Below are 13706 nucleotides of genomic sequence, written 5' to 3' on the forward strand. Positions count from 1 at the left end.
ACGGATTCGAGCACCGCGATCCTGAACGGGCCCGGAGCGTCACCGGTCGATCACGCATTCGGTTCAGCGATCCGCACGCGGCGCTGCACGTGTCGCGTGCTAGCGTCCGTGCGCGAGGTGACCATGACCCGATACCTGATCAAGCCGTTCATGCGCTGGGCGGAGAAGCTCCAGCATCCCACCCTGTTCCGCATCACGGCGCTGCTGTTCGTCGTCGACATGCTGGTGCCGGACATCGTCCCGTTCGCCGACGAGATCCTGCTCGGCCTCGCGACGATGCTGTTCGCCAACTGGAAGCGCAGGAAGGAGCTGCCACCCGTTTCGTCGCGCCGATGATCGAGCTGGTGGACAGCCACGCGCACATCGACGTGGCCGAGTTCGATCCCGACCGCGAAGCGGTGGTCGAGCGCGCGCGCGTGGCCGGGGTGCGGCGACAGGTGGTGCCCGCCATACACGCCGACGGCTGGCCGGGCCTGCGCGACGCGTGCGCGCGCTTCGAGGGCCTGCATCCCGCTTACGGGCTCCATCCCGTCTACCTGGACCGGCACCGCGACGCGCACCTCGACCAACTGCGCGAATGGATCGAGCGCGAACGGCCGGTCGCGGTCGGCGAGTGCGGGCTCGACCACTTCGTCGAGGACCTGGACCCGGCGCGGCAGGCCGCCCTCTTCGACGCACAGCTGCGGATCGCGCGGGACTTCGACCTGCCGGTGATCGTGCATGCGCGCCACGCGGTCGACGCCGTGATCGCGGCGATCCGCCGGGTCGGCGCGCTGCGCGGCGTCGTGCACAGCTTCTCGGGAAGCCGGCAGCAGGCGGAAACCCTCTGGCGCGAGGGCTTCCTCGTGGGCCTGGGCGGACCGGTGACCTACCCGCGCGCGAACCGCCTGCGCACGCTCGCCGCGACGATGCCTCTTGAGTTCCTCGTGCTCGAGACCGATGCGCCCGACCAGCCGGATGCGGAGGCGCGCGGCGCGCGCAATGAACCCGCCCGCCTGGTCCGCGTGCTCGAGACGATCGCGACGCTGCGCGGCGTACCGGCGACGGACGTCGCGCGAGCGACGACCGCGAACGCCGAACGCGTTTTCCGCCTCAGGCCGTCGCCTTCGCCTTGAGCAGGAGCTCGATCGCCTTGCCGGCCATCGCGAACGCGAACGCGCCGGTGAGGTGGGTGGCCGCGCCCAGGCCGCCGCCGCAATCCAGCTTCAGCCCGCCCTCGCCTTCGTTCGACGGGCGCACGCCGCAGACGCTGCCGTCGGACTGCGGATACCGCACGTTCTCCAGCGAGTAGACCGCCGGCACGCCGAAGTAGCGGTCCTTGTTGCGCGGAAAGTTGAATTCGCCGCGAAGTTTCTTACGCACCAGCGCGAGCATCGCGTCGTGCTCCGTCCGCGAAAGATCGCGCACGCGGACGAGCGTGGGATCGGTGCGTCCGCCCGCCGAGCCGCTGACCACGATCGGCAGCTTGCGGCGCCTGCACCACGCGATCATCTCGACCTTACTGCGGAAGCTGTCGCACGCGTCGACCACGAGGTCCAGCTGCGCGTCCAGCTGCGTCTCCAGGTTCGTCGCGGTGACGAACGCCGGCACCGGCTCCACGTCCATCAAGGGATTGATGCGCTCGCAGCGCGCCGCCATGGCCGCGACCTTCGCGTGCCCGAAGGTGCCCTCCAATGCGGGCAACTGGCGGTTGACGTTCGAGACGCAGATGTCGTCGGCGTCGATCAGCCGGAGATACCCGACTGCCGAACGCGCGAGCGCTTCGGCGACCCACGAGCCCACGCCGCCGAGTCCGACGACGGCGACGCGGCAGCGCGACAGGCGTTCGATGCTCCCCGTGCCGTAAAGGCGGTCGATTCCCGCGAAGCGCTCCGCCCAGGCGGGATCGAGGTTGTACGTCTGCATCCCGGCATTCTAGGGGCTCGCGGCGTGACGACAGAGGCCCCCGAAGCTGCGTGGTAATGTCCGCCGACCCTTCCGCGGAACCCGGCCGATGCCCGACGTGAACACCCCGCCGCCCAGCCCCGCCCGCCGTGGAAACGGCTCCCGCTACTTCTTCATGGCGCTGCTCGGCCTCGTGGTTGGCGTCGTCGCGAGCGTCATGATCATGCGCACGCTGGAGCAGCGCCGGGACCCGTACCCCGAAGCGGTCATGCACGTCATGTCGGCGCACATGCGCGCGCTGAAGGACAACGTGACGCAGAACCGCTGCGCGGCGACCGACGTCATCCCGCACCTGCAGACGCTGCGCACGCTGGCCAACGACATCGAGCCGGCGTTCAAGGACATGCGCGAGGACGCGACGTTCGCGAAGCACGCGAGCGAGCTGCGCGCGACGGTGGACGCATCGCTCGCCAGCCCGCCGCTGAACTGCCCGGGCGTGCAGGCCGTGGCGGCGAAGATCGGTCGCGCCTGCGAGGACTGCCACCGCTATACCCACGAATAAACGGTGTCGAACCCGCGGCTGAATGTCCGCCGCGCGTTTGATTCCGTGTTCACCGGAGCGCTCCCAGCATCGGCCCGCATGGCGACCACCCGGTCCGCCGAAGGGAGTACTCCATGAACGTCCAGCCGCGCCTGATCGCCGTCGCCGCCGCCTCCGTCCTCGGCCTGTCGGCCTGTGCGACGACCTACCCCGGCAGCTATGCCGGCAGCCCGCCGCCCGTCTCCAGCAGCGGCGTCTGCTACGACTGCGGCACGGTTACGAGGATCGAGACCACCGGTGTCGTCGGCACGCAGCGCAGCGGCACCACGGGTGCAGTGATCGGTGGCCTGGTGGGCGCGGCCGCCGGGCGTCAGATCGCCAACGACTCCAGCACCGGCAAGCGCAACGTCGCCACCGTGGCGGGTGCGGCCGCGGGTGCGGCGGCGGGCGCGGCGATCGAACGCAACATGGGGACCGGCGGCACCGGCACCTACAACGTCTATGTGCGCATGGACGATGGTCGCGAGACCGTCGTGAGCCAGACCGACCTGGGCGGCATCCGCGAGGGCACCCGCGTCCGCGTCTACAACGGCCGCGCCTGGGTGCGCTGAGCGACCCGCGTCACGCTTCGATGAACGGCCCCGCCTCGCGGGGCCGTTTTCGTGTCCGGTTCCGTCCACAGGTTGCGTTTGGTGCGCTGCGGCATGCACCGGGCTGACCCGGGGGTTAACGTCGGCCGGGTCCACTCCGGACCCACCAGCCCCCGAGGTGCCGCATGAACCGCCTGTCCCTCCTCGCCGCCGCCAGCGTCCTGCTGGGCGGTGTCGCGCTGAACGCCGCCGATGCGTCGGTCCAGTCCGCCCGCTTCAATCCCCTACGCGTGGCGCTGGTGGCGTCGTCGAACCAGTCGTCGTTCCTCGGGGCGGTGGATGTCGAGATCACCAACACGAGCAGCCGCAACGTGCGCGTGCCGGCCTGGGAACTGCCGGCGCAGTACCTGCAGTCGGACCTGTTCTCGGTGACCCGCGACGGCCGCGAAGTCGCCTACGAGGGCCCGATGATCAAGCGCGGCCTGCCGCAGGCGGCCGACTTCGTGATCCTGCGCCCGGGCCAGACGTACCGCACCCGCGTCGACCTGTCCGCGTTTTACGACCTCGGCAGCACCGGTGAGTACACGGTGACCTTCAAGGCGCCGCTGCAGCACGCCTCGCTGTCGGGCGGCGAGATGCTCATGGCGGCCAACGGCCTGCCGATGCTGGCGCAGAGCGCGGCGCTGAAGCTGTGGGTGGACGGCATCGACCAGCTCGGCGGCAGCCGCACCCTAGCCGCGCGCAGCAAGCCCAGCACGGGCGCGACCGTCGTCAACGGCGTGTCGTACAAGAGCTGCTCCACGACGCAGATCAACACCGCCGGCAGCGCGGTCAACGCGGCGCGCACATATTCGGAGAATGCGAAGGGCTACCTCAACGGCGGCACGGTCGGCGCGCGTTACACGACGTGGTTCGGCTCGTACACCTCGTCGCGGTATTCGACCGCTCGCCAGCACTTCGTGAACATCGATTCGGCCATGGACCAGAACGCCGGCCAGGTCACGATCAACTGCGGTTGCAACCAGAGCTACTACGCCTACGTCTATCCGACCCGGCCGTACGAGATCTTCGTGTGCAAGGCGTTCTGGTCGGCGCCGCTGACCGGCACGGATTCCAAGGGCGGCACGCTGATCCACGAGATGAGCCACTTCAACGTGACCGCGGGCACCGACGACCACGTCTATGGGCAGACCGGTGCGAAGAACCTCGCGGCGTCGAACCCCGACCAGGCGCTCGACAACGCCGACAACCACGAGTACTTCGCCGAGAACACGCCGTCGCAGAACTGATCTGCAGGGAGGCGTCGCGAAGCCCGGCTCCGGCCGGGCTTCGTCGTTTCGGCGACCGTGACGGCCGCTCGGGCAGAATCGCGGCGACCCCATCGGGAGCCACCCGTGTCCGACCTCAGCGCCGTCTGGTCCATCCTCGCCGTCCTCCTCGTCATCGTCGGCATCGCCGGCACGATCCTCCCGGCGCTTCCGGGTATTCCGCTCGTGTTCGGCGGCCTGCTCCTCGCGGCCTGGGCCGACGGCTTCCGCCACGTCGGCGGCTGGACGCTAGGCGTTCTGGCGCTGCTGACGCTGGCGTCGTTCGCGATCGACCTCCTCGCCACCGCGATGGGCGCAAAGCGCGTCGGCGCGAGCCGGCTGGCATTGCTGGGCGCCACGATCGGCGCGATCGCCGGTGTGTTCTTCGGCTTCATCGGCATCTTCATCGGGCCGTTCGTGGGCGCGGTGCTGGGCGAACTCGCCAATCGCCGGCGGCTCGCGGCGGCCGACATGGGCCATGCCGCGCGGGTCGGCGTCGGTACGTGGACGGGACTGCTGCTCGGCACGGTGCTCAAGCTGGTGCTCGCGTTCGCGATGGTCGGACTGTTCGCGGTGGTCTGGCTCGCGCAGGCCTGACCGCGGCTTCACGCCCGCTTGCGCGGCCGCCGCCCACAGTCGCTTGCTATGAAATTCCGACCGAACTGGAGCCGCCGCCGGATGATCTGGACTATCGCCCTGACGGCGCTGACCACGCTTGTCGTGGTCGTCATCGCGATGAACTTCGCGACGCCCGAGAAGAAGCTCGAGAGCCGCGTCATCCACAAGTATCCCAGCACCGATCCGCAGTTCCTGCGCGAGATGGGCGTGATGCTCGGCCCCTCGATCGTGCCGGGCAACAAGGTGACGGTGCTGGAGGACGGCGACCAGATCTTCCCCGCGATGCTCGACGCGATCCGCGGCGCGAAGCAGACGGTGACGTTCGAGACGTACATCTGGTGGTCCGGCGAGATCGCGAAGCAGTTCAGCGCCGCGCTGTGCGAGCGCGCGCAGGCCGGTGTCGAGGTCAACGTCACCGTCGACTGGGCCGGCAGCATCAAGATGGACAGCGCGATGCTGGAACACATGCAGGAGTGCGGCGTGCGCATCGAGCGCTACCGCCCGCTGCACTGGTACAACCTCGGGCGCCTGAACAACCGCACCCACCGCAAGCTGCTGGTTGTGGACGGGCGCGTGGGCTTCACCGGCGGCGTCGGCATCGGCGACCCGTGGCTCGGCCATGCGCAGGATCCGGACCATTGGCACGACCTGCACTTCCGGATCGAGGGGCCCGTGGTCTCGCAGGTCCAGGCGGCGTTCAACGACAACTGGATCAAGACGACCGGTCGCGTGCTCAACGGGCCGACGTATTTCCCGGAAGTCGCGCCCGCCGGGGACATGCGCGCGCACATGTTCATCGCCTCGCCGGCCGGCGGCAGCGAAAGCATGCACCTCATGTTCCTGATGGCGATCGCCTCCGCGACCCGGAGCATCGACGTCGAGGCGGCGTACTTCATCCCCGACCCGCTGCTGCGCGACGCGCTGATGGCCGCGCTCAAGCGTGGTGTGCACGTCCGCCTGCTGCTGCCCGGCCCCTACATCGATTCGGAAACCGTCCGCATCGCGACCAAGAAAGAGTGGGGCCCGCTGCTCGCCGGCGGCGCGGAAATCCACCTGTACCAGCCCACGATGCTCCACGTGAAGCTGATGATCATCGACCGCTACATGGTGTCGCTGGGCTCGACCAACCTCGACCAGCGCAGCTTCCAGCTGAACGACGAGGCCAGCCTCAACGTCTACGACCCGGCATTCGCCGAGGCGATGACCCAGGTGTTCGAACGCGACCTCCTCAAGACCAAGCCGTACACGTTCGAGATGTGGCGCAAGCGCCCGTTGAAGGAGAAGCTCTCCGAGCGCTTCATCATGCCGATCAAGTCCCAGCTGTAACCGGGGTTGCGACACGTGCCGATCCGCCGTCTCGCGGCCCTGCTGCTGGCCTGCGCCCTGTCGTGGCTCCCTGCCCTCGCCGCGGCGAAGGATGGCGCGTGGATCGCGCAGGCCGCCGGCGTCAAGGCAGCCGCGACACCGACGCGCAGCGATACGCAGCTCGCGCGCGCCGTGGCGGCGCGCGTGCACGCGGTGCCCGGCTTCAATTCCGTCACGGTCACCTCGTCCGGCGGCGTGGTGCGGCTCGAAGGGTCCGTCGGCGATCCCACCGACCGCGCGCATGCCGAGCAGATCGCCGCGCAGCAACCGGGCGTCGCCTCGGTCGACAACCGCCTGCAGATCGCCGGCGGCGTTCTCACGCGTTTGCAGCTCTCGCTTTCGCAGGTCTACGGCAAGCTGATCGGGCTGGTCGCGCGCCTGCCCCTCCTGCTGGTCGCGGCGCTCATCGTGCTGGTCGCCGGATGGATCGGCCGCGCGATCAGCCGGCGTATCCATCTGTCGCGCTTCAGCGCCAAGAACCCGTACATCGACTCGCTCGTCGCACGGCTGGTGAACTGGCTCGTGCTGCTGATCGGGCTGCTCATCGCGCTCGACCTGCTGGAGGCGACCGCCGTGGTCGGCGCGGTACTCGGCTCGGCCGGCGTCGCGGGCATCGCGATCGGCTTCGCCTTCCGCGACATCGCCGAGAACTACGTGGCGGGCATCCTGCTGAGCCTTCGTCGCGGTTTCGCGCCCGGCGACCACATCCTCGTCGACCGGTACGAGGGCAAGGTGGTGGCACTGACCTCGCGCTCGACGCTGCTCATGACCTTCGACGGCGTGCACGTCGCCGTCCCGAACGCGCTGGTGTTCAAGTCGGTGGTGAGCAACTTCACCCAGAACCCCAAGCGGCGCTTCGAGTTCACGATGGTCATCGACACCAACGAATCGGTCCGCGAAGCGCAGGACGTCGCGCTGGCCGCCATGCGGGACGTCGACGGCGTGATCGACGACCCGGCCACGGCATCGGCCGTCGACGGCTACCTCGCCGGCGGCATCCAGCTCAAGTTCTACGGCTGGGTGAACCAGCGCGAGAGCGACCTCGGCAAGGTGCGCAGCGAGTCGCTCCGCGCGGTGAAGGCGGCGTTCGAGAAGGCGGAGATCGACGGCCCTCGCCCGGTGCGCTACATGTTCACCTCGCCACTGCCCCCGGCGGTGGCGCATCGGATCGGCATGGAGATCGCCGCGCCGGAACCGTCCGAGCCGGAGGGCTGCGGCGACACCTCGGTCAACCGCGACATCGACGCGCAGGTCGACGCCCAGCGCGCGGCGCACGACGACGAGAACCTGATCTAGCGACGCGCCCGCTCGCAGCCGTTGCGACGCCCCGCCCGCACGATCGCCATCAAGGAGGACGGCCATGCGACTGCGACGAATCCTTTCACTCGACGGCGGCGGCATCCGCGGCCTGGTCACCTGCCGCTGGCTCACCGGCGTCGACCGCGCGCTGGCGTCCGCCGGAAAGCCGACGATCCCGCAGAGCTTCGATCTGCTGGCGGGCAGCTCGATCGGCGGGTTGATCGCCTGCGGCCTCGCGCTCGGGCATCCGCCCGAGGAACTGGCCGAGCTGTACCGCGCGCGGCGGCACGACATCTTCCCCGGCATGGCGCGGCGTTTGTGGTCACGGACGACGCGCTTCTTCGTCGACGGCCCGTCCGCGCCGCGCTACGACGGCCGCGGCCTCGAGGCGGTGCTGGCCGACGTATTCGGCGACGCACGGCTCGGCGACTGCCGCGTACCCACGCTCGTGCCGAGCTACGATACGGTCAGCCGCAAACCGGTGATCTTCAAGAGCTTCAAGCCCGAGCACGCCGACCTGCGCGTGCGCGACGTCTGCCGCGCCACCGCGGCCGCCCCCGCCTACTTCCCCGCGCATCCGCTGCGCGTGGAAGGCCACGACTGCGCGCTGATCGACGGCGGCGTGGTCGCGAACAACCCGACCGCCTGCGCCATCGCCGAAGCGCTGCGGCGCGACGACAACGTCGACTGCACGCGCGACCTCGTGGTCGCATCGGTGGGAAGCGGCGAACGCACGCGGCCGATCGACGTGCGCGCGGCACGCGAGTGGGGCGCGCTGGAATGGGCCCTCCCGATCATCGACGTGCTGTTCGACGGCAATGCCGAATCGGTGGACTACATCGCGCAGTACGTCGTGGGCGACGCGTACTTCCGGTTGCAGGCGCCGCTGACGATCGGGCTCGACGACCTCGACGACGTGAGCGACACCAACATCGCGGCGCTGGAGTCGCTGGCTGGCGGCCACCTGGCGCAGCCGGCGACGCAGGCTCTGCTGGCCGAGCTTGCGCGCCGGCTCTGACGCGGCGGCCGAAAACGACGATGCCCGGCATACCGGGCATCGTCGGGATCGTCAGGCCGGCTCGACCACGACCGGGATCTTGCCGATGCGTGCCTGCCATTCGCGCGGGCCGGTGGCGTGCACCGACGTACCGTTCGAATCGACCGCAACCGTCACCGGCATGTCCTGCACGGTGAACTCGTAGATCGCTTCCATGCCCAGGTCCTCGAACGCGACCACGCGCGAGGCCTTGATCGCCTTCGACACGAGATATGCCGCGCCACCCACCGCCATCAGGTAGGCCGACTTGTGCTTGCGGATCGCCTCGATCGCGACCGGGCCGCGCTCGGCCTTGCCGACCATGCCGAGCAGGCCGGTTTCGCTGAGCACCTGCTCCGTGAACTTGTCCATGCGCGTGGCGGTGGTCGGGCCGGCGGGGCCGACGACTTCGTCGCGCACCGGATCGACCGGGCCGACGTAATAGATGAAACGGCCCGCGAGATTGACGGGCATCGTCTCGCCGCGGTTGAGCATGTCGACCATGCGCTTGTGCGCCGCGTCGCGACCGGTCAGCAGCTTCCCATTGAGCAGCAGCACCTCGCCGGGTTTCCAGCTCGCGACGTCCTCGCGCGTGATCGTGTCGAGGTTGACGCGGCGGCCTGCGCTTGCGTCGTACGTAAGCTGCGGCCAGTCCTCCAGCGACGGCGGCTCGAGATGCGCCGGGCCGGACCCGTCGAGCGTGAAGTGCGCATGGCGCGTCGCGGCGCAGTTCGGAATGATCGCGACCGGCAGGTTCGCGGCGTGCGTCGGGTAATCCTTGATCTTGACGTCGAGCACGGTGGTCAGCCCGCCGAGGCCCTGCGCGCCGATGCCGAGCGCATTGACCTTGTCGTAGAGCTCGAGGCGAAGCTCCTCGATGCGGTTGCGCGGGCCGCGCGCGATGAGGTCCTGGATGTCGACCGGCTCCATCAGCACTTCCTTCGCGAGCTGCATCGCCTTTTCGGCGGTGCCGCCGATGCCGATGCCGAGCATGCCCGGCGGGCACCAGCCGGCGCCCATCGTCGGCACGGTCTTGAGCACCCAGTCGACAATGGAATCGGACGGATTGAGCATGGCGAACTTCGACTTCGCCTCCGAGCCGCCGCCCTTCGCCGCGACGGTGACATGCACCGTGTTGCCCGGCACGAGCTTGGTGTGGATCACGGCTGGCGTGTTGTCGCGCGTGTTCGCGCGCTTGCCCGCGGGATCGGCAAGCACCGACGCGCGCAGCACGTTGTCGGGATTCAGATAGGCGCGACGCACGCCCTCGTTGACCATGTCCTCGACCGACATCGTCGCGCCGTCCCAGCGCACGTCCATGCCGACGTCGAGGAAGACGGTGACGATGCCCGTGTCCTGGCAGATCGGACGGCGGCCCTCGGCGCACATGCGCGAGTTGATGAGGATCTGCGCCATCGCATCGCGAGCGGCCGGCGACTGCTCGCGCTCGTACGCCGCGGTCAGCGCCTTGATGTAGTCGACCGGGTGGTAGTAGCTGATGTACTGCAGCGCGTCGGCGACGGACTGGATCAGGTCGTCCTGGCGGATGGCGACGGGCGCGGACGGCGCGTAGGAAGCGGAGTGGGACACGGCGGTCGCAGGTGGCGGAAAGTCCGCCATTTTACCGCCCTGCCCGCCCGCGCTAGGCGCGGCGCGCCACGCTGGCCGGATCGCCGCCCCGCAGCAGCGCGGTCGCGGCGGTCGAACCCACCGGCGCGCTGAACAGCGTGCCCTGCAGGCCACTGCAGCCCCAGCGGGCGAGCAGTTCGCGGTGTGCGTCCGTCTCGACGCCCTTGGCGATCACCTCGCAGCCCAGGGCCGCGCCGGTGCGGCAGACAGCTTCGGCGATGCGCCGCGCGCGCTCGTTCTCGGGCAATGCCTCGACGACCGCGAGATCGAGCTTCAGCGCATCGAAGCCGAAGTCGATCAGCTGCGCCATGCTGGCCTGGCTGCTGGCGACGTCGTCCACGGCGACCTTCACCCCCATGGCGCGCAGGTCTGCGACGAGGCCGCGCGCCGGCTCGCCCACGGCGAACAGTTGCTCGCCGCGGAATTCGATCTCGAGCCAGCGCGGCTCCAGCGTCGCCGCCGTGAGCGCGGCATCGACCTGCGCGAGCAGCCGCGCGGGGTCGAAGCGCGCCAGCGAGACGTTCACGGAAACCGGTAGCGGCGCCAGCCCGGCCTGCTGCCAGGCCGCGTTCTGCCGACAGGCCTTGCCCAGCACCCATTCGTCCATCTGGATGATCAGGCCGGTCTCCTCGGCGACCGTGAGGACCATTTCCGGCAGCAGCACCGTGCCATCCATGCGACGCCAGCGCAGCAGCGCCTCCACCGACGTGAACGCGCCGCTGCGCGCGTCGACGACGGGCTGGTAGTCGATGACGAAGTCGTCCGCCGCCAGCGCGAGCCGCAGGTCGTTCTCGGTGCGCATGCGCGCTTCGGCGCGCTCGCCCATCAGGTCGGTGAAGTAGCTGTAGCGGCCGCGGCCCGTTTCCTTGACGTGGTAGAGGGCGGTGTCCGCCTGCTTCATGAGCGTGCGGGTGTCGCGCGCGTCCTGCGGGAACAGCGAGATGCCGACGCTCGCGCCGACGCGCAGCTCGTGGCCGTCGTGCACGATCGGATCCTGCACCGAACGGATCAGCTTCTCGGCCACGCGCGCGGCGTCGCGCGGGTCCGCCAGGCGCTGCAGCAGCAGCACGAACTCGTCGCCGCCCTGCCGGCTGACGGTGTCGTCCTCGCGCACGCATTCGCGCAGGCGGCGGGCGACTTCCTGCAGCACCTTGTCGCCCACCGGGTGGCCGAGCGTGTCGTTGATGGGCTTGAACTTGTCGAGGTCGATGTAGAGCACCGCGCCGCGGTTGCCGCGCGCGACCTGCGCCAGCGCCTGCGTCAGGCGGTCGTGGAACAGCACGCGGTTGGGCAGGCCCGTGAGCGCATCGTGCTGCGCGGCGTGCGTGAGCGCCTGCGCCTGCTCGCGCGCCTCGCTCACGTCGCGCAGCAGCAGCACGCCGCCGATCGCGCGGCCTTCCGCGTCTCGCAACGGCGACGCCGATTCCTCGACCGCACGGCGCGCGCCGTCCGCCCGCAGCAGCTCGCGTTCGCCGTCGAGCCTCGCGGGCCGGCCCTGCCGCAGCGCGTCGTGCAGCACCGAGGGGCGCGTCGCGTCGGCGCCGGGCTCGACCAGCCGGACGACGTCGTCGAGCGCGCGTCCGAGCGCGTCCTCGCGAGGCCAGCCGGTCAGCACCGTCGCCGCGGGATTGAAGGCGGTCACGTCGCCGGCGGGATCGACCACGACGAGCGCGTCGCTGATCGAATCCAGCGTCGCCTGCGCCTGTTCGCGCGCGGCGCGCGCGGCGGCTTCGAGCGCGCGATCGCGGCTGAGGTCGCGCAGCGTCACGACGGCGCGGCCGCCGTGCTCGCCGGGCATAGAACCCAGACGCAGTTCGACGGGGAAGTCGGAACCGTCGCGGCGCCGGCCGCGCAGTTGCGAAGTGCCGTCCTTCGCCGGGCCGGACTGCTCGCCGAGCCACTCGGCCAGCGGCGTGCCCACGAGGTCGGCGGACGTGGCGCCCAGCATCGCCTCCGCGGCGGCGTTGTGCAGCCGGATGCGACTGTCCGCGTCCAGCACCATGGTCGGTTCGGGCGAGGCATCGACCATCGCGCGCAGGTCGCGTTCGCCCTGACGCTTCCAGGTCACGTCGTCCGCGAGCAGGTGCAGCCCGGCGATCGCGCCGTCGAGTCCGAAATACGGTTCGAGCCGCAGGTCCAGCAGGCGGTCGCCGCGCTCGGCCTCCAGCCGCTGCGACGCGCCCGCCATCGCGCGTGCTGCGCTGGTGGCGATGCGTGCCGCGAAATCCGCGCCGAGCACGTCGCCCAGCAGCGCGCCTTCGACGCGGTCGCGCGGCAGGCCCGCCCAGCGCAGGTAGGCCTCGTTGGCGTGGCGATGGCGCAGGTCGCGGTCGAACGTGGCGACGAGCCCGGGGCTCTTCTCGGCGAGCGTGAGCAGGTGGCCGGTCGCGGCCCGCAGGCGCGCACGCACGCGGTCGCGCTGGTGGGCGAGCAGGCTGCCCAGCAGGCCCAGCGCGAGCATCGCCGCGGCGAGCGCGAGGGCCGCGGCGGGCGGCCATCCGCCCGCCATCGCCGACAACGCGCGCGGCGCGCGCACCGCGATCGCGAGCGTCGCGAGCGCCACGACCAGCGCCAGCGCGCCGAGCGTTCGCGGCCGGCCCGCGGCGGCCACGCCGACGAGCGCAAGTGCGAGCAACGGCACCAGCCGCGGCGATAGATACGCCAGCACCGCTGCGCCCGCGACGAGCGCGAGCGCCAGCATCAGCATCCGTCGCCGCGGGTCGGCGGCGAACGGATCGGGCGGATCGAGCGCGGCCAGCGTCAGCGCCGCCGCATACGCGGCCACGGCGCCGAGCACGGTCGCGATGGCGGCGGTCGACCACGCGTCCACGGCGGTCCAGCCCGCCTGCGATGCGAGCCAGGCCACGCCGAAGCTTCCGGCGACCAGCGCGACGAGTGCCGCCGCCGACGCCGCGGGCTCATCCCATTCGTGCTGCGGCTGCAGGTGCGAGACCAGCATCCGCGTGCCGAACGCGGACGCCGCCAGCGCGGCGGCGAGCGCGACGCCGGGCATCGGGGCGATGCGCGCCGCGGCCAGTCCCGCGGCGATGCCGAGTGCGGGCATCAGCCAGCGCAGGTCCGCGCGGCCGGGCAACGGTCGCGCGAGCCACGCGCCCACCCAGCCGCCCAGCACGAGGCCGAGCACGCCGGGCGCGAGGACGCCCGGCAACCACCGCACCGCGATGGCGACGGCGATGCCGGCCGCGGCGGCGAATGCAATGGGCGCACGCAGCAGGCGCCCGGCTGCGACCGAACGGCGCAGCGCCTCGGATGGGGCGCCAGGAAGATCGCGTTGCGGAGAAAGCTTGCCCATGCACCCCGTGACCGGACACGACGAAAAGCGTCACTCGCGTGGCGCTGACCGCATTCTGTGAACGTACCGGTGGAAGAAACTGTGCAGGGCGTGGCAGCTCCCCGACCGGAGGTGGCACGGATGT

Annotated in this window: 12 protein-coding genes; 9 read left to right on the forward strand and 3 right to left on the reverse strand. The window is 70.6% G+C overall.

Features of this window, described 5'->3' with window-relative positions; all coding sequences use genetic code 11:
* The first annotated feature begins 123 nt into the window (after positions 1-123).
* Together E4F61_RS02570 and E4F61_RS02575 are read left to right on the forward strand one after the other, a co-directional pair.
* Positions 124-336, forward strand: a complete 213-nt coding sequence (locus tag E4F61_RS02570; protein ID WP_133478039.1) for a DUF6116 family protein — start codon at positions 124-126, stop codon at positions 334-336.
* On the forward strand, positions 333-1115 hold the full coding sequence (locus E4F61_RS02575) for a TatD family hydrolase (protein WP_162301372.1): 783 nt from the start codon (positions 333-335) through the stop codon (positions 1113-1115). Before E4F61_RS02570 ends, E4F61_RS02575 begins: the two co-directional genes overlap by 4 nt.
* Here the strand turns inward: E4F61_RS02575 and E4F61_RS02580 are convergent.
* Entirely contained in the window at positions 1093-1905 is an 813-nt protein-coding gene (locus E4F61_RS02580; protein ID WP_133478041.1) for a tRNA threonylcarbamoyladenosine dehydratase, read from the reverse strand. The genes E4F61_RS02575 and E4F61_RS02580 overlap by 23 nt on opposite strands.
* Positions 1906-1993: 88 nt before the next feature.
* Here E4F61_RS02580 and E4F61_RS02585 point away from each other — a divergent pair, with 88 nt between their 5' ends.
* The 7 genes from E4F61_RS02585 (at position 1994) to E4F61_RS02615 (ending at position 8622) form a co-directional block, all read left to right on the forward strand.
* Positions 1994-2446, forward strand: coding sequence for a hypothetical protein (locus E4F61_RS02585; protein ID WP_133478043.1), 453 nt, complete (start codon positions 1994-1996; stop codon positions 2444-2446).
* 113 nt (positions 2447-2559) lie between these two features.
* The gene (locus tag E4F61_RS02590; protein WP_133478045.1) at positions 2560-3036 is read left to right on the forward strand and encodes a glycine zipper 2TM domain-containing protein; all 477 of its coding nucleotides are present in this window, start codon (positions 2560-2562) and stop codon (positions 3034-3036) included.
* Between the two features lie 164 nt (positions 3037-3200).
* Positions 3201-4304 (forward strand): M35 family metalloendopeptidase, encoded by a 1104-nt coding sequence (locus E4F61_RS02595; RefSeq protein WP_133478047.1) that lies wholly within the window; start codon positions 3201-3203, stop codon positions 4302-4304.
* Positions 4305-4409: 105 nt separating this feature from the next.
* Entirely contained in the window at positions 4410-4919 is a 510-nt protein-coding gene (locus tag E4F61_RS02600; RefSeq protein WP_133478049.1) for a DUF456 domain-containing protein, read from the forward strand.
* 81 nt (positions 4920-5000) lie between these two features.
* Positions 5001-6266 carry a phospholipase D-like domain-containing protein gene (locus E4F61_RS02605; protein WP_133478052.1) on the forward strand — a complete coding sequence of 422 codons (1266 nt, stop codon included), beginning with the start codon at positions 5001-5003 and terminating at the stop codon, positions 6264-6266.
* A 15-nt stretch (positions 6267-6281) separates the two neighbouring features.
* A complete protein-coding gene (locus E4F61_RS02610; protein ID WP_162301373.1) occupies positions 6282-7601 on the forward strand; it encodes a mechanosensitive ion channel family protein in 1320 nt (439 codons plus the stop codon).
* Positions 7602-7665: 64 nt separating this feature from the next.
* Positions 7666-8622 carry a patatin-like phospholipase family protein gene (locus tag E4F61_RS02615; protein ID WP_133478056.1) on the forward strand — a complete coding sequence of 319 codons (957 nt, stop codon included), beginning with the start codon at positions 7666-7668 and terminating at the stop codon, positions 8620-8622.
* Between the two features lie 51 nt (positions 8623-8673).
* Here the strand turns inward: E4F61_RS02615 and E4F61_RS02620 are convergent, their stop codons facing one another.
* Both E4F61_RS02620 and E4F61_RS02625 read right to left on the reverse strand, forming a co-directional pair.
* Positions 8674-10230, reverse strand: coding sequence for a fumarate hydratase (locus E4F61_RS02620; RefSeq protein ID WP_238382770.1), 1557 nt, complete (start codon positions 10228-10230; stop codon positions 8674-8676).
* Positions 10231-10282: 52 nt separating this feature from the next.
* A complete protein-coding gene (locus E4F61_RS02625; protein ID WP_162301374.1) occupies positions 10283-13582 on the reverse strand; it encodes a sensor domain-containing protein in 3300 nt (1099 codons plus the stop codon).
* Positions 13583-13706: the final 124 nt, after the last annotated feature.

The organism is Cognatilysobacter segetis (assembly GCF_004359965.1).
Lineage (GTDB): Bacteria > Pseudomonadota > Gammaproteobacteria > Xanthomonadales > Xanthomonadaceae > Cognatilysobacter > Cognatilysobacter segetis.

Bases quoted from the DNA above. Each gene is read 5' to 3' on its own strand.
- E4F61_RS02570 (WP_133478039.1), top strand. From the start codon at position 124: ATGACCCGATACCTGATCAAGCCGTTCATGCGCTGGGCGGAGAAGCTC.
- E4F61_RS02575 (WP_162301372.1), top strand. From the start codon at position 333: ATGATCGAGCTGGTGGACAGCCACGCGCACATCGACGTGGCCGAGTTC.
- E4F61_RS02580 (WP_133478041.1), bottom strand. From the start codon at position 1,905: ATGCAGACGTACAACCTCGATCCCGCCTGGGCGGAGCGCTTCGCGGGA.
- E4F61_RS02585 (WP_133478043.1), top strand. From the start codon at position 1,994: ATGCCCGACGTGAACACCCCGCCGCCCAGCCCCGCCCGCCGTGGAAAC.
- E4F61_RS02590 (WP_133478045.1), top strand. From the start codon at position 2,560: ATGAACGTCCAGCCGCGCCTGATCGCCGTCGCCGCCGCCTCCGTCCTC.
- E4F61_RS02595 (WP_133478047.1), top strand. From the start codon at position 3,201: ATGAACCGCCTGTCCCTCCTCGCCGCCGCCAGCGTCCTGCTGGGCGGT.
- E4F61_RS02605 (WP_133478052.1), top strand. From the start codon at position 5,001: ATGATCTGGACTATCGCCCTGACGGCGCTGACCACGCTTGTCGTGGTC.
- E4F61_RS02615 (WP_133478056.1), top strand. From the start codon at position 7,666: ATGCGACTGCGACGAATCCTTTCACTCGACGGCGGCGGCATCCGCGGC.
- E4F61_RS02625 (WP_162301374.1), bottom strand. From the start codon at position 13,582: ATGGGCAAGCTTTCTCCGCAACGCGATCTTCCTGGCGCCCCATCCGAG.